Source organism: Streptomyces sp. NPDC044063, assembly GCF_056434285.1.
Genome location: NZ_JBWKFM010000001.1, coordinates 476,108 through 494,973, shown reverse-complemented (window position 1 = coordinate 494,973; position 18,866 = coordinate 476,108). Strand labels below are relative to the sequence as shown.

17 protein-coding genes are annotated in these 18,866 nt (G+C 73.4%); 8 read left to right on the top strand and 9 right to left on the bottom strand.

What is annotated here, in order from left to right; genetic code table 11:
* Position 1: 1 nt before the first annotated feature.
* From AC07BS_RS02195 to AC07BS_RS02160, 8 genes are read right to left on the bottom strand one after another with little or no spacing between them, the layout of a single operon-like run.
* Complete coding sequence (locus AC07BS_RS02195) at positions 2-880, bottom strand: TatD family hydrolase (protein WP_478929517.1); 879 nt, start codon at positions 878-880, stop codon at positions 2-4.
* 9 nt (positions 881-889) lie between these two features.
* On the bottom strand, positions 890-1,585 hold the full coding sequence (locus AC07BS_RS02190; protein ID WP_478638453.1) for an EboA domain-containing protein: 696 nt from the start codon (positions 1,583-1,585) through the stop codon (positions 890-892).
* Complete coding sequence (locus AC07BS_RS02185; protein WP_478929515.1) at positions 1,582-2,454, bottom strand: sugar phosphate isomerase/epimerase family protein; 873 nt, start codon at positions 2,452-2,454, stop codon at positions 1,582-1,584. The genes AC07BS_RS02190 and AC07BS_RS02185 overlap by 4 nt, the downstream gene beginning before the upstream one ends.
* Positions 2,451-3,326, bottom strand: a complete 876-nt coding sequence (locus AC07BS_RS02180; protein WP_478929513.1) for an SCO3242 family prenyltransferase — start codon at positions 3,324-3,326, stop codon at positions 2,451-2,453. The genes AC07BS_RS02185 and AC07BS_RS02180 overlap by 4 nt, the downstream gene beginning before the upstream one ends.
* The gene (locus AC07BS_RS02175; protein ID WP_478638459.1) at positions 3,323-4,477 is read right to left on the bottom strand and encodes an inositol-3-phosphate synthase; all 1,155 of its coding nucleotides are present in this window, start codon (positions 4,475-4,477) and stop codon (positions 3,323-3,325) included. The genes AC07BS_RS02180 and AC07BS_RS02175 overlap by 4 nt, the downstream gene beginning before the upstream one ends.
* Entirely contained in the window at positions 4,474-5,352 is an 879-nt protein-coding gene (locus tag AC07BS_RS02170) for a hypothetical protein (RefSeq protein ID WP_478638460.1), read from the bottom strand. Before AC07BS_RS02170 ends, AC07BS_RS02175 begins: the two co-directional genes overlap by 4 nt.
* Complete coding sequence (locus AC07BS_RS02165; RefSeq protein ID WP_478929510.1) at positions 5,339-6,742, bottom strand: ferritin-like domain-containing protein; 1,404 nt, start codon at positions 6,740-6,742, stop codon at positions 5,339-5,341. The genes AC07BS_RS02170 and AC07BS_RS02165 overlap by 14 nt, the downstream gene beginning before the upstream one ends.
* Positions 6,729-7,442 carry an HAD family hydrolase gene (locus tag AC07BS_RS02160; protein ID WP_478638464.1) on the bottom strand — a complete coding sequence of 238 codons (714 nt, stop codon included), beginning with the start codon at positions 7,440-7,442 and terminating at the stop codon, positions 6,729-6,731. The genes AC07BS_RS02165 and AC07BS_RS02160 overlap by 14 nt, the downstream gene beginning before the upstream one ends.
* 275 nt (positions 7,443-7,717) lie before the next feature.
* On the opposite strand from AC07BS_RS02160, the gene AC07BS_RS02155 reads away from it, so the two are divergent.
* Genes AC07BS_RS02155 through AC07BS_RS02140 form a run of 4 tightly spaced genes read left to right on the top strand, consistent with a single transcriptional unit; the run spans position 7,718 to position 13,265 of the window.
* Positions 7,718-8,848 carry a phosphotransferase enzyme family protein gene (locus AC07BS_RS02155; RefSeq protein ID WP_478929508.1) on the top strand — a complete coding sequence of 377 codons (1,131 nt, stop codon included), beginning with the start codon at positions 7,718-7,720 and terminating at the stop codon, positions 8,846-8,848.
* A complete protein-coding gene (locus AC07BS_RS02150) occupies positions 8,838-10,160 on the top strand; it encodes an aminotransferase family protein (protein WP_478929506.1) in 1,323 nt (440 codons plus the stop codon). The genes AC07BS_RS02155 and AC07BS_RS02150 overlap by 11 nt, the downstream gene beginning before the upstream one ends.
* A complete protein-coding gene (locus AC07BS_RS02145) occupies positions 10,160-11,926 on the top strand; it encodes a 1-deoxy-D-xylulose-5-phosphate synthase N-terminal domain-containing protein (RefSeq protein WP_478929504.1) in 1,767 nt (588 codons plus the stop codon). The genes AC07BS_RS02150 and AC07BS_RS02145 overlap by 1 nt, the downstream gene beginning before the upstream one ends.
* Positions 11,907-13,265: a glycosyltransferase gene (locus AC07BS_RS02140; protein ID WP_478929502.1), complete on the top strand. Its 1,359-nt coding sequence runs from the start codon at positions 11,907-11,909 to the stop codon at positions 13,263-13,265. The genes AC07BS_RS02145 and AC07BS_RS02140 overlap by 20 nt, the downstream gene beginning before the upstream one ends.
* Before the next feature lie 24 nt (positions 13,266-13,289).
* Here AC07BS_RS02140 and AC07BS_RS02135 read toward each other — a convergent pair whose 3' ends face one another.
* Entirely contained in the window at positions 13,290-14,891 is a 1,602-nt protein-coding gene (locus AC07BS_RS02135; protein WP_478929500.1) for an alpha-amylase family glycosyl hydrolase, read from the bottom strand.
* A 299-nt stretch (positions 14,892-15,190) separates the two neighbouring features.
* Here AC07BS_RS02135 and AC07BS_RS02130 point away from each other — a divergent pair, with 299 nt between their 5' ends.
* From AC07BS_RS02130 to AC07BS_RS02115, 4 genes are all read left to right on the top strand, one after another.
* Positions 15,191-16,042 (top strand): SDR family NAD(P)-dependent oxidoreductase, encoded by an 852-nt coding sequence (locus tag AC07BS_RS02130; RefSeq protein ID WP_478638477.1) that lies wholly within the window; start codon positions 15,191-15,193, stop codon positions 16,040-16,042.
* Entirely contained in the window at positions 16,039-16,626 is a 588-nt protein-coding gene (locus AC07BS_RS02125) for a DUF1349 domain-containing protein (RefSeq protein ID WP_478929498.1), read from the top strand. The genes AC07BS_RS02130 and AC07BS_RS02125 overlap by 4 nt, the downstream gene beginning before the upstream one ends.
* A 55-nt stretch (positions 16,627-16,681) precedes the next feature.
* Complete coding sequence (locus tag AC07BS_RS02120; RefSeq protein WP_478929496.1) at positions 16,682-17,902, top strand: hypothetical protein; 1,221 nt, start codon at positions 16,682-16,684, stop codon at positions 17,900-17,902.
* A 61-nt stretch (positions 17,903-17,963) separates the two neighbouring features.
* Positions 17,964-18,860: a sugar phosphate isomerase/epimerase family protein gene (locus AC07BS_RS02115; protein WP_478929494.1), complete on the top strand. Its 897-nt coding sequence runs from the start codon at positions 17,964-17,966 to the stop codon at positions 18,858-18,860.
* Positions 18,861-18,866: the final 6 nt, after the last annotated feature.

Sequence of the window (18,866 nt, the reverse complement as noted above, 5' to 3'; positions counted from 1 at the left end):
GTCAGCGCACCGCCGGCACGGCCGGTCGCGGGCCGCGTTCGATGGAGTTGCCCTCGTGCAGGGCGCCGGCGTCGTCGCGCGCCGGCTCGGACAGGTCGAGGCGTCCGCTCTGGCCGTAGAACTCCACGGGGTTGCACCACAGCACCCGGTCGACGTCGGCGGCGGTGAGGCCCGCCGCGAGCATGGTGTCCGCGGTGGTACGGGTCTTGAGGGGGTCGCTGCGTCCCCAGTCGGCCGCGGAGTTGACCAGCGTCATCTCCCGGCCGTACTCGCGCAGGATCACGGCCATGCGGTGCTCGTCCATCTTGGTGCCGGGGTAGACCGAGAAGCCCGCCCAGCAGCCGGCGTCGCGGACGGCGGCGACGGTGACCTCGTTGAGGTGGTCGACGACCACGCGTTCCGGGGCGATCCCGGACTCCCTGATCACGTCGAGCGTGCGGCGGGTGCCCGCCGCCTTGTCCCGGTGCGGGGTGTGGACCAGGACGGGCAGGTCGTGCTGGACGGCGAGGGCGAGCTGGGCCGCGAACGCCTCGTCCTCCTCGGGCGTCATCGAGTCGTAGCCGATCTCGCCCACCGCCACCACCTGGTCCTTGACCAGGTAGCGGGGCAGCACGTCCAGGACCTCCCGGCAGCGGGGGTCGTTGGCCTCCTTCGGGTTCAGGGCCACGGCGCAGTGGTGCCGGATGCCGAACTGGGCGGCACGGTAGGGCTCCCAGCCGATCAGGGCGTCGAAATAGTCGACGAAACTGCCGACCGATGTCCTCGGCTGACCGAGCCAGAACGAGGGCTCGACGACGGCCTTCACGCCCGCGTCGCTCATCGCCGCGTAGTCGTCGGTGGTCCTGGACGTCATGTGGATGTGTGGGTCGAACAGACGCATAGCCCTTCCTCAGGGTCGAGTGGCGTGGATCGGGTTCCCCGGGTGGTGGCCGTGGGTCGGGTTCCTCGGCCGGTGGCTGTGGATCAGGTCCATGACGTCGGCGGGCACCGGCCGGCCCGCCGCGCCCCGCTCGGCCGCGAAGTCGGACAGCATGCGCAACAGTTCCGCGTCCACGCGCCGGGGCATACCGACGACGACGGACAGGGGCAGCCCGTTGAAGACGCACTTGAGGACCGCGTGGCGCCAGGCGGGGGCCGGCAGGTGGCGGGCGGCGTAGTCGCCGACGGCGGTGGTGACCAGCCGCAGGTCGTTGGTGCGCAGAGCGTCGTGGACCAGCGGCAGGGCGCCCGCGCCGAGATCGTGGCCGGCGGGCCGGGCGTCGAGGAGGTCCAGCGACCGGAGCACCGCACGGCGCTCGGCGGCGTCCCCCGTCCCGTACAGCCCGCTCAGCTCGGTCAGCAACGGCTCGCCGCGCAGGGGCAGCTCGGCCAGCAGGAGCGCTCGCGCCGCGTCCTCGGTTCGCCAGCCGGGACGGGCACCGCTCGCGGGGATCAGCTCCCCGCGCCCGACGGCCCGGCCGGCCTGGGGAAAGATCGCGCGAACGGCCGCGGGGTCCGCGGCGATGTGCCGGAGCCACTGGTCGAGCCGGCCGGCCGCCGTCGCGGAGAGCCGCTGTGCCAGCGCCGCGCGCAGTTGCGTGATCATGGTGTGCCTCCCGCTGCCGCCGCCCGGAGGAAGTCCAGGGACCGGCGGGCCACGCCGGGCCCGTCGTGGCTGTGGCGTGGGAGTTCGACGCTGATCAGGCCGGTGTAGCCGCTCGCGGTGAGCGCCCGGAGCACCGGTGGGAAGTCGATCTCGCCCCGGCCGAACTCCAGGTGTTCGTGGCGGCCCCTGACCATGTCCTCGATCTGTACGTTGACCAGCCGGTCCGCGGATCGCGCGACACAGTCGGGGATGGTGCGGACCTCGAGGCACCGGCAGTGGCCGACGTCCAGGGTCAGCCCGATCGCGCCGGGTTCCGCGATCCGGCCCAGGAGCGCGTCGTAGCGGTCCAGGGTGTCGACGAACATGCCGGGCTCCGGCTCGAACCCGAGCACCACCCCGTGCTCGCCGGCCACCGCGGCGACCGCCTCGCAGCCCTTCGCCAGCCGCTCCCACAGGACGTCCTCGGGGACGTGGGCGGGTGCCGTGCCGCTCCAGAAGGACAGGGCCTCCGCGCCGAGGTCGGCGGCGATCCGCGCGGCCCTGGTCAGGAGGTCCACGCGGCGCTCGGCGCCGTCGTCGCTGAGCAGTGTCGGCTGGTGCTTGCGCCGGGCATCGAGCAGGTAGCGGGCGCCGGTCTCGACAACGACCGCCAGGCCCAGTCGTTCCAGCAGCAGCGCGGTGTGCTCGACCCGCCGGACGACGTCGGGCGCGTACGGGTCCAGGTGCCCGTGGTCCAGGGTGAGCGCGACCCCGTCGTAGCCGAGGTCGGCCAGCAGGTGCAGGGCGTCGGGGAGCCTGTGGTCGGTCAGCCCGTTGGTGCCGAACCCGAAGCGGTGAGCGCCGGGTGCCGGGGAGAGGACGGAGGTCATGTCGGTGACACCTTCCGGGCCAGCCTTCGTGCCAGGGGCAGCCCGAGGGCGAGCGGCACGGCCGCCGCCCCGCGGCCGGCTCCCGCGCACAAGGTGGCCTGCAACGGCAGCAGCGCGTGGATGCCCGCCGCGACCGCGCCGCGGATCCGTCCGGCCGTCGGCTCGCGCACCGCGGCCAGCTGGGCCCGGCCGGCGCTGCCCAGATAGGCCGCGGCCAGGGCACCGGCGAACAGCCGGCGGCGGGACGGCTGCCGGCGGGCCAGGGTGAGAGCGGCCGCGGCGACCGCGCCGGAGGCGGCGAGCGCCACGCCCGGCACCGCGCGCCCCGTGCCCTCGACCTCGCCCCGGCTGAGGACAGTGACGGCGGCCGTGTGCGCCGCGACCGACAGGGCGGCCGGGGCCGCGGCACGGGCCCGGCCCGATCCGCAGGCTCCCATCAGCACGTCGAGTCCCCGGGCGCAGGCCATGGCCGCCGGTCCCGCCGGTGTCCCCTTGAGCACCAGGTCGTACGCCCATACGGTGCCGGCCAGCGGGAGGGCGACGGCGAGCGCGGGCCTGCCGCCGCTGACCGCCGCGAGCCCCAGGCCGAGTCCGGTCAGCCCGCACGCGATCCCCAGGGCCACGCCGGCCGGCACCGCGCCGGAGGGGATGGGCCGCTCCGGCCGCTCCACCGCGTCCACGTGACGGTCGGCGTAGTCGTTGAGGGCCATGCCGGCCCAGTACAGGCACACCGAGGCGCCGGCCAGGCCCGCCGTCGCGGGCCGCAGCGGCGTGCCGGCCGCGCTCGCGCCGGCCAGCACGTCGCCGGGCACCGTCAGCGCGGCGGGCGCGCGCACCAGCCGCACCAGGGATTCCGTCCGCACGGCCGTCATGAGCCGCTCCCCACGCTCAGGGCCCACTCCCGGAGCAGCCGGAACTGCTCCTCCAGGCCGTGCGCCGTGCTGTCGACGGGGTCCTTGAAGAAGAAGCCCAGTTCGCCGACCGGGCCCGCCACGTGCGCCCGGTGGGCGAGGGCCGTGAACCGGGCGAGGTCGAGCACCAGAGGAGCGGCCAGCGCCGAGTCGCAGCCCTGCCACACGAACTGCAGGGACATCCGCACGCCCAGGAAGCCGTCGAAGGTGATGTGGTCCCAGGCCGTCTTCCACTCCCCCAGCGCGGGGACGTGATGGATGTGCACGTCCCCGTCGACCGGGTAGCCCAGGCCCTCCTGAAGGACCCTGCCCTTGGACTCGGTCTTGCTGCGTGCCCGGTCCGGCTCGGCGAGCGCGGCTCCGTCACCGCCGCCCAGCACATTGGTGCCGGACCAGGACCGCACCCGCAGCGCCCGGCGGCCGAACATGGGGCCGAGGACGGATTTGACCAGCGTCTCACCGGTCTTCCCGTCACTGCCCGCGTACGGCAGCCCCGCCGCCACGGCGATCTCGTGCAGAGCCGGCAGCCGGGCGCCCGTGGACGGGGTGAAGTCGACGTAGCCGCAATCGGCGAGGAAGGCGGCGTAGGCGTGGACCGAGCTGTACGGCAGGGGGGCTCCTCCCGCGGCCAGGTCCGACCGCAGGGCGGCGGCCGTCGCCCACGCGGGACGGGGCGCGGTGTACGGCTCGGTGGTGGCGACGTTCACGACCACCACCCGGTCCAGACCGGCCCGGGAGCGGAACGCCGCGATGTCCTCGGCGAGCGCCACGACCAGCTCCGCCTGGCCCACGCCCTCGGGGACCGGCCGGATCTCGCGGTCGGCGGCCTCGAGGTCGTCCGTCACCAGGGGCAGGAGAGCCGCCGGGAAGACCCCCTCGTCCGCCAGGAGTGCGGCCCGTTTGGTCAGCGCGGTCGCCGTGATGTCGTGTCCGCCGAAAACGAGCCCGTCGATGCCGGGCAGGTCCACCCCGGCGAAGGCGGGGAGCTCGCCGACGCAGCCCGTCGGCGGCATCAGGCCGGCGCGGATCGCGGCGGCGCCCACCACCACGGTGGTGGCCACCGATCCCCGGGCCCCGACGAGCCACACTCCGGTGCGTACGGTGGCGCTCATCGCGCATCCCCCGCCTCGGTGTGGACCTCGGCCTTCAGCGGCACGGTGAGGGTTCCCTTGAGGTAGCCGCACATGACGTCGGGGTCCCAGCAGCCCATCCAGAACTCCACCGTCCAGGGCGTGTCCGTGTCGGCGGACAGCCCGTCGGGCAGTGCGCCGTCCGCGACCGCCCTGCCGGACAGCGGGAAGCGGAACTCCTCGATCGCCGTCATGTTCACCACGCGCTCGTCGGCGGGGTCCGCCAGGCCGATCTCGAGTTCGCGGATCCTCTTGCGCAGACCGGCACGCCGTGCCCGGTCCGTCTCGCGGGCGAGGTCGTCGGTCAGCAGGCGGTGGCGCTCGGCGCGATGGGCCAGTGGGTCGTCGATCCCGGTGACCTCCCGGATCAGCTCGGGAGCGGTACGGAAGGCGTGGGCGCCGAACTCCTCCAGCCGGGACCGGGGGATCAGATGGACCGGTGGGTCCTGCTCACCGCCCTCGGACCACATGAGCATCTGCCGCTCCAGGAGCATGCCGGCGCCGCTGATCCTCAGGTGGAAGGGGACGATCGGCTCCCGGGCCGCGAAGGTGAGCACCGTGTTGCGGTTCTCGAAGACCGGCTCGCCGAGCAGGTCGACCTTGGCGCCGGCCAGGGCCGGGACCTCGGCCCCGTCGAGCACGGCACGCCTCACGCTGACGCCGACGGGCGGCATGTGGCTGCGCCGCACGGCGGGCGCCGGGTCGTTCAGCACGATGATCCGGTCCAGGTCGGGCTCGCCGGCCAGGGCGAACGTGCTGCCGCTGACGCCGCGCGGCTCGTCCGTGGGGTCGGGGTCGGTGGCCAGCCGGCACAGGAACCAGCCCTCGAACTCGCATGTCAGGTCATGCCTGGGCACGGGAAACTCCTTCGTCGTTCAGCTGGTCCGTGTTCAGTTGGTCCGTGTTCAGCTGGTCCGTGAATTTGTCCGCCATGAGCCGCACGTTCTCCGCGATGAAGGCGATGCGCCTGCGCACCATGGGGCTGACGCCATCGGACGCCTCGACCCGGTCGGCGAGATCACGGCCGCGGGCCGCCAGGTCCTCGAGCCGCTCGGCGAAGACCCGGTAGGCGACGGCACGCTCGGGAATGAGCTGCAGGCCCCGGCTGAACTCGAAGGGCGCGCCGGCGGTCGAGCGATGTGGACCCGACACCGCGGGCAGTTCGGTGAGCACCTCGCCGAGCGGGCGGACGAACATGGTCATGAGGGGGAAGAAGACGACTTCCTGAAGCAGCTTCATCTGCGCCGGAGTGTCGTCGGTGCGCCCGTAGAACCTCAGCAGCATCAGCACCATGAGGCTGTAGCCGGTGTTGAAGACCTCCGCGGCGGCGTGGGCCAGCGGCTCGGTGATCAGGACGGCGCCCTGGGCGTCGGCGGGGTCGCGGACCACCGGGTTGGACAGGGCCGGGCGCGCGGGTTCGAAGGCGCGGCCGTCCGCCGCCGCGGCGCGGGTCTCCTCGTCCAGTTGCGCGCGGATCGCCAGCAGGCGGTTGTAGTGCGATCGCGGGGCGTTCGCGTCGGCTCCTTCGCCCTGTTCGACGATGAGATCGACGGCCCGCAGCGCGGAGGCCCTGTCGGTCACGGGGAAGGGCTCGACTCCGTAGCCGGTGGCGATCGCGTCCTCGAAGGCGCCGTCGGGGTCGATGACCGCCGCGGTGTCGATCTGGCGGTGGTCGGAGCCGATGAACAGCTCTTTCTCGTCGACCTTCGTGAGGATCGCGCGGATGCGTTCGTAGAGCATGCCCACCGTCATCCGGTCGCCGTCGTCCATCCTGCCGCCGCCGTCGGTGCGCGGTGCGCGGGTGACGTCGCCGAGCAGGGCGGACGGCATCTCGTAGAGCAGGAAGCGCTCCACGGTGGCGGCGGAGAACGGTTCCAGGGCCGAGACCACGCCGATCGGGTAGTAGCGCTCGGGCTGCGGGAAGTTCGGCCGCTGGAGGTAGGGAGCGCCGCCGACCGCGGTGAGCAGGTTGAGCACCAGGCCGAGGTGGAGCATCTCCTCCCGGCTCAACAGCAGCAACTGGCCCTTCCACTCACGGATCTGTTCGATCCCGGCCTCGTCGACCCCGCCTTCGTCGGCCCTGGTCTTGAGGGAGAACGCGGCGTAGAGGTACTGGAGGCACAGCGAGTGTTCCAGCTCGGCGGCCTCGCAGAGGTGGTCGATCAGCCGGGCCCGCAGCCGCGCCGTGCCCCCCGCGGGTACCGCCGGTACGGGCAGCGGGCCGGCCGCCAGGTCAGTGCTGGACATGTGCTCCCTTTCCCTCAGGCAGGCCGAGGACCCTGGTGGGCAGGTCCGCGATGCCGGTGAGGACGACGTCGGCGGTGGAGTAGTCGAGGGAGCGGCACAGCGCGGAGGGCACCGCGGCCACCCTCAGGCCCGCCGCGCGGGCGGCGGCGACGCCCGTCAGGGAGTCCTCCACCGCCACGCAGCGCGCCGGGGACAGTCCGAGCCGCGCGACCGCCGTCAGGTACGCGTCGGGCGCGGGCTTCCTGCGTTCGACGTCGTCGGCGGTGACGACGGCCTCGAACCGGTCGCGGACGCCGTGGTGGTCCAGGCAGCCCAGCACCCACCCCCGGGGCGCGGCGGAGGCGACGGCCAAGCGCACGCCCGCCTCCCGCAGGCGGTCCAGGGTCTCGCGGACACCGGGCATGAGGGACACGGAGGCCGGCAGCAGGGACAGGTCCCACAGCTCGGACAGCCGCTCGTGCATCCGGCCGGCGTCGGCCGGCCGCCCGGTGCTCTTCGCCAGAGCGGCGAAGAGTCCGCGGTATCCGTCGGTGTTCCCGCAGACCTTCTCCGCCCAGGTGTCGGCGGGCAGTTCGGCGCCGTACTCCCGGAATACCTGGGAACACGCCTCGAAATCGGGCGTGACGGAGTCGACGACGACCCCGTCGTGGTCGAGTATCACCGCACCCACGTCGTCGTCCGGGGTGTATCCGATGCGCACGCCGCCGTCCCTCCCGCTGGCTCCGAGGGGCCGCCGCGCTGTCGCGGCCGGCCCCGCCTCACAGCCATGCATGCTCGTCTCCGTACGGGCCGGCCCACATCCCCCGGGTGGGCGGGGGCCCGGGACGCCCCGCGCGGGGACGTGCCGCTACCCGACCGGGTGATGTGGCACCGGCCGGTCCGGGGCCACGATCTCCTCCACGCGACATCGAGCGGACTTCTCCGGGTGGGCCATGGCCGGCCGGAGAACGCGTGAGGACGAGCGAGGTGCGGCACATGACGGTTCATCGATCGCGGCCCAACCCCCCGGTGGGATCCGCCGAGTGGGTCGGCGAAGCCCTCGCCGCGCACTGGGACGCATCCCTGAGCAACGGTCCCCCGGTGCCGTTCACCAACGGAACCGAAGCACCCCTCAGCCACACGGCGGGACTGTGGCGGACCTCGTACGGCGGGCGGGACCACGTGTTCAAGGTCCAGCTCGACGCCGACGCCCTGCGCGACGCCCGCTTCCACTCGCTCAAGCAGCGGATACTCCAGCGCTGCCGGAGCGCCGGCGTCCCGGTACCCCTCGCGGTGCCGACCACCACCGGCGAGGCCGTGGCGCTGCACGACGGACACGTCTGCGAGCTCATCCCGCTCATGCCCGGAGCAGCGGCCGGCCGTCCCACGGCCATGCAGGCCCGCGCCGTGATCTCCACCGGACTACGGTTGCGGACCGTCCTGGACGCCCTCCCCCGCGAGCTGGCGGACCGGTTGGCGCCGCTTCCGGTCCCCTCGCTCGTGGAGGAGCCGGACTGGGCCCGCGCCCTGGACGACGGCGTGGACCGTCTGCTCCCGCTGGCGATTTCACGTGACGACCCGTGGGCGAGGACGGCCCGCGATGCCCTGGAGGGGCTGGCGGCGGCACGGCCCCTGTTGCTCACCCTCCGCGCGGACCCGGCCGCGACGGCCCGGGAACGGCCGGGGGTGATCCACGGCGACCTCCACCGGCACCATTTCCTCTTCGACACCGGCGGGCGGCCCGATGTCGTCGCTCTCCTCGACTTCGACAACATGACGGTGGGCGACCGCCTGCTCGACCTCGCCTGGACCGCGGACACCGCGGGCCGGGTCGAAGGCGGCGCGACGGCGCGACGGGCGACCGTCGACGCGTTCGTCTCCCGCGCGCTGCGGCAGGGCCTGCTGGCCCCCGGCGAACAGCGGCTGCTGATGCCCCTGCTCATCGCCCACGCCGTTCCGGTGGTCGTGGACATCGCCAAGGACATCCTCGAACGCGACCTGCTGAGTCCCGCCTGGACCGCCTATCTGGACCTGCTCGACACCCACCGGCGGCTCGCCCTGCACCGTCTGCTCACCACCACCTTCCCCGATACGACCCGACCTTCCAGGACTTCAGATGACCATTGACATGCCCAGCGCACCGACCTGGCCCGCCGACCTGTCGTCGTTCTGCTTCGAGGTGCCCCACTCGGAGGACTCCGTCCTCTTCGAACGCGGCGAGGGGATCCGGCTGTTCGACACCGCCGGACGCGGCTACCTCGACGCCATGTCCGGGGTCTTCGTGACCTGCTTCGGCTACGACTGCGAGCCGATCCGCGCCGCGATCGGCTCGCAGCTCGGCCGGATGGCGTTCAATCCGCCGCTGCACGGGACCAACCCCAACGCCCTCGCCCTCGCCGAGGCCCTCACCGCGCTGGCCCCGCCCGGGATCGTCACCGCCAAGCTGGTCAACGGCGGCTCGGAGGCGGTGGAGGCGGCCCTGCGGCTGGCCCGCCTCTACCACCGCGAGAGGGGCAACGCCGGCCGTTACAAGGTGCTCAGCTACTACCACGGCTACCACGGCGCGACCTTCGGATCGCTCTCGGTGACCGGGCGACCGGACGTCAGCCGCTTCGGGCCCGGCCTGCCCGGCACCGTGCATGTGTGGTCGCCCGACGCCGTCGAGGAATTCCTGGGCGTGCCGGCGGAGGACGCCGGCCGGCTCGCGGCGGACCTCATCGAGCGCACCATCGAGGCCGAGGGCCCCGACTCCGTCGCCGCGATCGTCGTGGAGCCGGTGATCCACCTGCGGGGCATGGCCATCGCCCCCGACGGCTACCTGGCCCGGCTGCGGGAGATCTGCGACCGGCACGGCATCGTGCTGGTCTTCGACGAGATCGTCACCGGCTTCGGCCGCACGGGCGCGCCCTTCGCCGCCCAGGCCTTCGGCGTCACCCCGGACCTGATGTGCGTGGGCAAGGGCATATCCGGCGGGTACGCGCCGCTGGCCGCGGTGCTCATCCACGAGCGGATCAGCGCCGTGCTCGGCGACGGATCCGGACCCGTCTCCTTCGCCCCCTCGCACACCTACGCGGCCAACCCGCTGGCCGCCGCCGCGGGCCTGGCGGCCGTGCGCCTGTTCACCCAGGACGACTACCTGAAGCGGATCGCCACGCTCGGCGAACGCTTCACCACGGCCCTGCGGGAGGCCGTGGGAACCCGCGGTACCGTCCGCGCCCTCGGTCTGCTGTACGGCGTCAAGCTCACCGGACCCGCCGGCGGTGCCGACGGCAGCCTCGGTGAGCGCGTGGCACGGGCCTGTCTGCGCCGGGGGCTGATCATCCGCGGCCAGGACGACTGGGTGGTGCTCGCCCCCGCCTACGTCACCACCGAACAGGACGTCGAGACCGTCCTGACCACCCTCGCCGAGGCACTCGACGAGATCTGCGGAGCCCGGTGATGGACCCCCGAACGGACGACTTCGAACAGGCCCTCGCCACCGCCGCCCCGCACCTGACCCCGCGGGAGAGCTCCACGATCCGGCGCGAACTGGCCCAGTTGCGCGGCATCGAACTGCGCGACGGCCTCCTCGCCGGCATGCGCCGGGTGGCCGCCGCCGTACCCGAGCGGCTCTACCGGGACAGCGCCGAGGTCCTGCTGCGGATGCACGAGATCGCCGGGTCCGGCAACCACCAGAGCTGCCTGTCCTCCCTGCCCACCGTCCGCGCCTGTTTCGAGCTGGGGCTGGTGCCGTCCGACGGCGCTGCGGCGCCCGCCGATCTGATCGTCGGGCGCGGGCACATCGCCCCGAGCTTCTACGCGGAGCACTACGTCCGCGGCACTCTGCCGTTCCTGCCCCTGGCCACCTTGCACCAGGGCGGCATGACCGGGGTGGTGCACCGCCAGTGGGGCTTCGAGAACACGATGCGCTACAGCCTGGGCGTCGGGACGGCCCAGGCGGTCAGCCGGGCGTGGGAGCTCTCGCGCCGGGGCGACGAACGCAAGGTCGTGTGCCTGGCCGGCGACGGCGAACTGCACGAGGGCGTGACCTTCGAATGCGTGCGGTTCGCCGACGAGGCCGAGCTCGGGAACCTCGTCCTGGTCGTCGACGCCAACGACAAGGGCATCGAGCCGCTCCTCAAGCCGCTCAACCGGGACTACCTGCGCGGCTACTTCCGTTCCGTCGTCGAGGTCGACGGCCACGACACCGAGGCCGTACGGGCGGCGCTGGCGGAACAACTGTCGGCCCCGGGGCCGACGGCCCTGGTGTGCCGCACCCGCAAGGAGGGACACAGCTACCGGCGCCCGGGCACCGCGCCCCCGGCCGAGCCGTCCTTCGCCGCCACCGGCGGCAGGCTGCTGGCGGACCTCCGGGACCGCTCGGGGCGCGAGATGTCGGTCTTCACGCCCGACCTCGCCGCGCGGTTCGGGCTGCCCGGCCAGGTGCCGTACCAGAACGTCGGACTGGCCGAGACCCTCGCCGTCGGCCTGACGCTGTCCCTGCCACCGGAACGCCTCAAGGTCGTCGCCACCGACGCGATGTACTACATGGACTCGCTCGGCATGCTCACCGAGGCGTCCACCGGCGTCCGCAACCTCCTGGTGCTGGCGGGCCGCAGCTGGGGGGCCTGGGGCGGCTCGGCCAACGCCTTCAACCTGCTCGGCCTCATCGACGGCACCCGCGTCTACGAACCGGTCACCGCCGCCGAGTTCCGCGCCTGCACCGACCGTCTGGAGCGGGACCCCGACACCGTCCATGTACTGAGCATGGTCGACGCCCGCTTCGAGGAACCACCCGCGGACTGCTCCCCGGACATCGACGGCGGGGTCTGGGTCACCGCCCCGGACGCGGCGCGGGACGATGTGGCCGTGGTCAGCTTCGGATACGCGAGCACGCTGGTCGCCCAGGCCAACACCGACCCGGCCCTGCCCCACCTCCACTGTGCCGCCCTCAAGCCGGCACTGCGCCAGGAGACCCTGCGCGAGCTCTCACGGTTCCGGCACATCCTGTCGGTCGAGTACAACGGCGTGCACGGCGGATTCGGCGAATGGCTGCGCCACCGCTACCTGCTTCCCGTCGCGGTGCACGGCGTCGAGACGGACATCCACAACTGCGTCCACGACGTCCAGCTGCGCCGCCACGGCATGAGCCCTGACCGGCTGCGCGACCTGCTGACGTCCTTCCGCACCAGCCAGGAGGAGCGCCATGCGATTGCACGTACATGACTACAGCGGGGCGAGCCTCGCCGGCATCCTGGACGGCGCCGTGCTGATGCACCGCCAGATGGCCGAGGTGCTGTCGGCCCGCGGTGACGTCGTCCTGCACGACCAGACGCGGGGCCGTGCGTGCCTGTCCGAGGTGGGCGACGGCGACGTCGTCTACGCCGGGAACGGGCCCTACGCGCATCTCTACCACCTGTGGAGGGAGGAACACGGCGCCGACTTCCGGATCGTGCGGGAGGTGCACACCACCTTCTGGTCCGGCTACTGGACCCAGGAGGAGCTGTGCGCGCCGCTCACCCGGCCCGGCGACGTCGTGCTGTTCCCCAGCGAGTTCACCCGGCAGGTCTTCCTCCGCGAGTTCCCCGGCTGCCAGCCCGGCGACTCCGCGGTGGTCTACCCCATGCTGGCACGCACCCCGCACGCCCCTCAGGCACCGGTGCCCGTGCCGGGCGCGGGCTTGCGGATCGGCTACCTGGGCGCGCTGTCCGAGGCGAAGAACTTCGACCAGGTGCTCAGCGTCTTCCGGCGCTGCCACCGGGAGAGCGGAGGGCGGGCCGAACTCGTCTTCGCGGGCAAGCCCAACGCCCCCCGCTGGGAGACCGACCGCGTCCTCGCGGCGCTGGCGGCCGAAGGCGTACCCGCGTCGGCGGTCACCGCGCTCGGGCTGATCGGCCCCGACCGGCTGCCCGACTTCCTCTCCCGGATCGACGTCCTGCTCTTCCCCAGCACCGCCTCCCGCGAAAGCCTCGGCAGAGTCGTCGTCGAGGCCCTCGCGTACGGGATACCCGTGCTGGCCGCCGACATGGGGCCCGCCGTCGAGCTGCTGCCCGCCCGTAACCTGGTGCCCACCGCCCTGCGCACGGGGACCACGTTCACCATGGACCGGATCGGACCCCTGGGAGCCGTCGACGAGGACGTACTGGTGGCCCGGCTCCTGGAGCGCGACTTCGAGCCCGCCCGGCTGCCCGGGGACACCACCCCGTTCGAGGACACGACGCTGTGGCACGTGATGGCCGGCGACGTGCCCCGCACAGTGGCGCCCCACGACTCCACCACGGTCGCACGGGTCCGGGTGCGCCCACGGCCGGAGGGCCACCACCACGACCTGCTCGCCACGACCGAGCAGGTGTTCCTGGAGTACTTCCACGGCCGCGACCGGGCGCTGCTCGAGCGGATCTCCGCCGTCGAGGAGGCCACCGGCGGTCCCCGGCCCGCGCTGCGCGCCATGGTCACCCGCCGGGAGCGCAACCTCGCCGACTACCGCTCGCTGCCGGCCCTGGTCGACGCGCTGGCCGTGCCCGCGCTGGCCTACTCCCTGGCCACCTCGGCCGACGCGGGCTGAGCCCGACGCCCGGCCCCGGGCGGTTCAGGGAGCCGGGCACCACAGCCAGACCGCCGTGTCCACCGGCAGCACCCCGTCCTCAAGGGGACCGCTGGACAGCAGGACCTCCTGGCCGGGGTCCAGCCGCAGCCCTTCGGGCCCGAAGTTCACCACACAGCGCAGGCTCCTCCCCCGCTGGAAGGCCAGCCATTGCCCGGACTCGGGACCTGACAGCGGGCAGGGGTCACCGTCCGCGACGGGATGCTCCCGGCGTATCCGCAGCGCCTCGCGGTAGAGCGTCAAGGTGGAGTCCGGGGCCGCCCGCTGGGCTTCCACGGTGAGCTCCGCCCAGTCCTCCGGCTGAGGGAGCCAGCACTCCCGGGGCGGGGCGTCACCGAAACCGTAGGGTGCCCGCGTCCCCTCCCACGGAAGCGGCACGCGGCAACCGTCACGCCCCGGGTCACTGCGGGCCGACATCTCCCACAGCGGGTCGCGCCGCCGGTCCTCCGGCACCCACGCCTGGGGCAGGCCCAGTTCCTCGCCCTGGTAGAGGTAGACCGCCCCGGGCAGCGCCAGTGTCAGCAGAGCGGCCGCCCGGGCCCGGCGCAGCCCGGTCCGACCGCCCCCGAAGCGGGTGACCGGCCGCACGACGTCGTGGCTGGAGAGCATCCAGGCCACGGGGGAACCGACGGACGCCGTCGCCGCGAGCGATTCCCCGATCAGGTGGCGCAATTCCCGGCCGTCCCAGGGGCAGTCCGCGTAGGGGGTGTTGAGGACGTGGTGGAGTTCGCCGGGACGCGCGTACCGCGCCAGGCGCCGCTGGTCGGTGAGGATCACCTCTCCGACGAGCAGTCTTTCGCCCGGTGACGCGCCGCCGCTCGCGCCGGGGTGCTCCTCCAGCAGGGCCCGCCACCGGCGGTAGAGCGGATGCAGCTCCTCACGGTCGTAGTAGGGCGTCAAGTGGTAGCGGTCCGGGTCCCGGTGCTGTCCGGGGCCTGCGTCGGGCAGCCCCGGAGCCTTGAACAGGGTGTGGGCGACGTCCACCCGGAAGCCGTCCGCGCCGTGGTCGAGCCAGAACCTCATGATCCTTTCGTACTCGGCCACCACCTCCCGGTTGCGCCAGTTCAGGTCGGGCTGGTCGGGGGTGTGCAGGTGGAGGTACCAGCTCGGCGGGCCCGCGGTGTCCCCGCCGGCGGGCACCCGGGTCCAGGCGGGGCCTCCGAAGGCGGACCGCCAGTCGTTGGGCGGAATCATCCCGTCGGGCCCCCGTCCGGGGCGGAAGACGAAGCGGTCCCGCGCCCTGGCGTCGTGCGGTGCGGCGAGCGCGCGGCGGAACCACGGGTGCGCGACCGAGGTGTGATTGGGCACCAGGTCGACCAGGACGCGCAGCCCCAGGGCACGGGCCCCGCCGACCAGCGCGTGCCAGTCGTCCAGCGTGCCCAGCTCGGGCGCGACGGCGGTGTGGTCGCTGATGTCGTAGCCGCCGTCCGCCAGCGGCGACGGATAGAAGGGGGTGATCCACACCGCGTCCGCGCCGAGCCACGCGATGTGCTCCAGCCGGGCGGCGGCACCGCGCAGGTCGCCGATCCCGTCTCCGTCGCCGTCGGCGAACGCCCTCGGGTACAGCTCGTAGCAGACCAGACTCACAACCGTCTCCTCGTAGTCGTCGCATCACCGCGCACGTCGGGCCCGATGCTCACGGGCCGGGTCCGCACGGCGCATCACCCAGGCGGGCGATAGGTGGCGGCCCGGCCGCGCCGGGTGGCCGGATCGTCGGCCTACCCGACCGAGCGATGTGGAAAGGGACTCCGCGCGGCGAGGCTTGGCACGTCAACCACGGCAGCCACGGCGCCGATGCCCGCGACGACGGCCGGACGCCGCTTCCCGCGGACGGTCCGGCCGTCGCCGCTCCTGCCGTCACGCCCCGACTGGGAGGTCGTACGGGTATGCACACCCGACTGGACGAATCGCCGGAAACGACAGGCGAGCACCACGGCAAGGTGGTCCTGGTGGTCGGCGGCGGCCGCGGCATGGGACGCGCGGTGGTGGAGGCCTTCGCGCCACGCGGCGCCCGGGTCGTCGTCGCCGACGCGGACCGCCTGACGTCCGCGTACAACCACTACCGCTCCACGGACGTCGGTGGCTTCACCGCCGCCCGGCAGCTCGCGAAGGATCTGTGCGACAAGGGCCTGGACGTCACCGCCCTGGAGGCCGACGCGGCCGACGAGACGTCGGTGCGCGCGCTGCTGGCCGCCGTCGAGGAACGCTACGGACGGCTGGACACGGTGGTCAACGCCTTTGGCGTCACCCATGTCAGCCCGGTCGGGCAGATGGAACTGACGGAGTTCACCCGGGTCGTGGAGGGCAACCTCAACGGAGTGTTCCTGGTGTCCAAGCACGCCCTGGAACTGCTGCGCGCCGACGGCGGCGGATCGATCGTCAACTTCTCCTCCGTCTCCGGCCGCAGCGGCTTCGCCAAGGTGGCGCACTACTGCGCGGCGAAGTTCGGCGTGATCGGCTTCACCGCCGCACTGGCGCAGGAGGAGGCGCGCAACGGGGTACGGGTCAACGCCGTCTGCCCGGGCATCGTGCGCACCAACATGTGGAACTACCTGCTGGAGGAGTTCACGCGCCCCGGCGAGACCCAGGACGAGTGCTGGGAGCGGATGCGGACGACGATCCCGCAGCGCGAGTTCCAGCAGCCGCAGGACATCGCGGACCTGGTCCTCTACCTCGCCTCCGCCCGCCGCGTGACCGGGCAGGCGATCGGCGTCGACGGCGGGATGTCGGCGCCGTGACGCCGGTGGCGGCCGTGCCGGCGTTCGGCGGGCTCTGGACGTGGTCGGGCCACGGCCCGCCGCCGGACGGAGGGGAGGAGCGGCTGGAGCTGACCGCTCCGGCCCGCTCCGACCTGTACCGGGCGCCCGGGCTACGGGTGATCGACACGGTGCCGGAGCTCTCCCGCATGGTGGAGGGGGACTTCACGTTCTCCGTCCACGTCGCCGTGGACGGCGACCGGTTCGCCGACGCGGGCGGGCTGCTCGTCCACACCGGGGACGGCTGGGTCAAGGCATGCGTCGAGCGCGCGCCGGACGGCCGCTGGTCCGTCGTCACCGTGGTGTCGCGGCCCGAATCCGACGAGGCGGCCGGGCCCGCACTGGCCGGGCCGGCCACGGAACTCACCGTGGTGCGCGAGGGCCGCCGACTGGCCTTCCTCCACCGCGAGGAGCCGGACGCCGCTCACCGGTTCGTCCGCACCCTGTGCGTGCCCGTCGGTCCGCTGCGGGTGTCGCTGTTCGCCCAAGCACCCTTCTCGCGACGGTGCGCGTCGGTCTTCTCCGGCCTTCGCCTCGGCCCGGAGCCGCTCCGTGACCGCCGTTGACCCCGCGGTGCCGAGTGCTCCCGCACCCGCCCGGGAACGGGATCTCGTCGGCCACGTGACACGGATGTCGCGCCGGCTCGCCCGGCTCGGCGAGCCCCTCGGCGCCGAGGCCGCCGTGGCCGCCACTCGCCACCGCGCCGCCGGACTGGGCCTGTCCCCGGCCGACCTGGACGCGCACCTGCGGACAGGCCTGGAGCAGACGGGCACGCTGGGACCGGACGAGGTGGCCGAGTACCGCCGCAACCTGCGCGCGCTTCTCCACGCGACCGGCGTCGCGGACCCGCTGCGGCCCACCCCGGCCGAGCTGTACGCCGCCTTCCACCGCATGGGACGCGAGGTGGCCTCGTCCCTGGCCTCGGCACTGCCGCCGCACCTGCACCGCACCGTGGTGTTCCTGGGCACCGACGCGGAGTTCCTCAAGACCGTCCACGACGTCCTGGCGGGCGACCCCGAGGCGTCGTCGGTGTTCTACCTCAGCCGGCTGTCGCTGCTGGGCGACAACGAGCGTGCCGTGCTCTCGCGCACGAGCCACGCCGTGTTCGGCGCGGACGAGGTGACGGCACGCGACCACGAGGGACGCCACCGGGCATGGATGGACAACGGTCTGGTCGCCTCGCAGCTGGCCCGCCTGGTGTCCGGCGCCCGCGAGCGGGCCCGGCGGGCGGCCGACGGGACGACCGGGGCGAGGACGGCTGATGCGGGGACGACCGGGCGGGACACCTTCGAAAGGCTGTTCCTGGCACGATTCGCCGACGAGGTCGCCCATCGCACGGACCAGAGGACGCGCATGCTCGAAGGGCCGCTGACCCTGTACGGCACGGCTCTGCCGGAGACCGACGCGGTGGTACGGGAGGCCATCGCGGACGGCCTGTTCGCCGAGCGGTGCCTGAACGCCGGTCGCCGCCTGCTCGCGGGCCCCTGGGGAGAACACCGGCCGTTGACCGTGGTCGACATCGGCGCGACCGGCACCCAGCCCGCGCTGCTGATGGGCGCGGCGCAGGTGCTGCGACCGGCGGCCGACGTCTCGGTGTGCTTGTTCACCCCGCACCCGGACCGCTGGGGAAGACCGGGCCGGCGCTTCCGGCTCGCGCAGGCCACCTCGCTGTTCGCACTGGGCGTGGAGACCGTGAAGACCTTCGCCACCGACTACCGCGGCGCCGCCCGCGGCACCGGTCACACCCTGGTCCGGGTGCCCCCCGACCAGGAACTCCTCGCACACCTGAAACACCTCGCCTTCCACAGGGCCGCGTCGGAGATCCGTGCGGAGTCGCGGTGAGCGGGCATGGGAAGCACCGGAAAGGCTGGACCGGAACATGGATGGAGTGTTGCGAACACACATGAGAAACCCATCGGCCGGCGTCCCGGGACATCCTCCCCGGCGCCCTCTGCCGCCGCGATTCGGATTCAGCGCCGCCGGCCTCGCGGAACACCGTCTGCCGGACGCGCTGGCGGTCCTGACGGACCTCGGGTACGACGTGGTGACCCTCGCCGTGGGGCACTGGCCCATCGACCCCTGGTCCGACGAGTCACGGCGCGAGGTGGAACGCCTCTCCCACCGGCTCAACCGGCTCGGGCTGGGCGTCGTGGTCACCACCGTCTCCCGCTACCTCCTCGACTCCTGGCGGGCCGACGTGCCGGGCCTGCTCTCCTCGGACGACGGCCGCGAACGAAGGGTCGGGCTGCTGCTCCGCACGATCCGGGTGGCGGCGGAACTGGACGCGGCGGCCGTCGTGTTCCGCAGCGGCCCGGCTCCCTCCGGCCTGTCCGCCCGCACCGCGTGGCGACGGCTCACCGAGAGCTGTGCCCGGCTGCTGGAGGCGGCCGAGCACGACGACGTCATGCTCACGCTGGAGCCGTCACCCCTGATGTTCATCCGCACATGCGGTGACTTCGAAGAGCTGGCGGGCCGCCTCGGTCACCCCCCGCGCCTGGGACTCCTCCTGGGCGCCCCGGACGAGAGTCGGTCCCCGCAAGGGTCCTCGGCGGCGGAGGTCCGGCGCGTACTGCCCTCCCTCGCCCAGGTGGACGCCATCGAGGCACCCGCCCGGCCGGGGAGCGCCGCGGCGGGGCTGACGCCGATCCTGCCGGTGCTCCTCGACAGCCCGCGCCGCCTCGTCGTCTCGGTGAGGCCGCCGGAGCGCGGCCCGCTCACCCCGCAGTACGCCGAACACGCCCTGGCCGGACTCCGCGCGGCCTTCGCCGCCCCCGGCCACGACACCGGAACGGACAGGTGAACCCGG

What these genes read in the sequence shown, in the direction of transcription:
- AC07BS_RS02195 (WP_478929517.1), bottom strand. Translation starts at nt 880, where the DNA reads ATGCGTCTGTTCGACCCACACATCCACATGACGTCCAGGACCACCGAC.
- AC07BS_RS02190 (WP_478638453.1), bottom strand. Translation starts at nt 1,585, where the DNA reads ATGATCACGCAACTGCGCGCGGCGCTGGCACAGCGGCTCTCCGCGACG.
- AC07BS_RS02185 (WP_478929515.1), bottom strand. Translation starts at nt 2,454, where the DNA reads ATGACCTCCGTCCTCTCCCCGGCACCCGGCGCTCACCGCTTCGGGTTC.
- AC07BS_RS02180 (WP_478929513.1), bottom strand. Translation starts at nt 3,326, where the DNA reads ATGACGGCCGTGCGGACGGAATCCCTGGTGCGGCTGGTGCGCGCGCCC.
- AC07BS_RS02175 (WP_478638459.1), bottom strand. Translation starts at nt 4,477, where the DNA reads ATGAGCGCCACCGTACGCACCGGAGTGTGGCTCGTCGGGGCCCGGGGA.
- AC07BS_RS02165 (WP_478929510.1), bottom strand. Translation starts at nt 6,742, where the DNA reads ATGTCCAGCACTGACCTGGCGGCCGGCCCGCTGCCCGTACCGGCGGTA.
- AC07BS_RS02155 (WP_478929508.1), top strand. Translation starts at nt 7,718, where the DNA reads ATGACGGTTCATCGATCGCGGCCCAACCCCCCGGTGGGATCCGCCGAG.
- AC07BS_RS02150 (WP_478929506.1), top strand. Translation starts at nt 8,838, where the DNA reads ATGACCATTGACATGCCCAGCGCACCGACCTGGCCCGCCGACCTGTCG.
- AC07BS_RS02145 (WP_478929504.1), top strand. Translation starts at nt 10,160, where the DNA reads ATGGACCCCCGAACGGACGACTTCGAACAGGCCCTCGCCACCGCCGCC.
- AC07BS_RS02140 (WP_478929502.1), top strand. Translation starts at nt 11,907, where the DNA reads ATGCGATTGCACGTACATGACTACAGCGGGGCGAGCCTCGCCGGCATC.
- AC07BS_RS02130 (WP_478638477.1), top strand. Translation starts at nt 15,191, where the DNA reads ATGCACACCCGACTGGACGAATCGCCGGAAACGACAGGCGAGCACCAC.
- AC07BS_RS02115 (WP_478929494.1), top strand. Translation starts at nt 17,964, where the DNA reads ATGAGAAACCCATCGGCCGGCGTCCCGGGACATCCTCCCCGGCGCCCT.